The sequence below is a fragment of the Gelidibacter salicanalis genome (assembly GCF_016469035.1).
In the GTDB taxonomy this organism is placed as follows: domain Bacteria; phylum Bacteroidota; class Bacteroidia; order Flavobacteriales; family Flavobacteriaceae; genus Gelidibacter; species Gelidibacter salicanalis_A.
Map to the genome: position 1 here is coordinate 1 of NZ_JAEHJZ010000125.1, position 284 is coordinate 284.

The 284-nt window shown below is 40.5% G+C and carries 1 pseudogene; it reads right to left on the reverse strand.

Annotated features, from left to right (window positions below):
- Positions 1–261: pseudogene (locus tag JEM65_RS21160) on the reverse strand (ISNCY-like element ISCku10 family transposase); the annotation flags it as partial.
- Between the last annotated feature and the right edge of the window lie 23 nt (positions 262–284).

Sequence of the window (284 nt, forward strand, 5' to 3'; positions counted from 1 at the left end):
ATTGGTGTTGAGCGTTAAACGGATCACCGACAGAACAATTACTTCCCATATACTCATTCCTTCGCGGCCCGTTTGCTTTTTATCCCTTAAAATCACAGGCTCTACAATCGAAAACATTTTTTGATGGTACTGTCCACTGACAAAAATAGTCTGGAGTGCCAGCAATACGGGCGGAAGTTCATCTCTGCTTTTTATGGGAATTGTTACCTCAGAAATAGCAAGGCTTCCTAGTACTGGAGATAACTCAAATCGTTTACGCATAGCATCATTTTTTATCGAATCTA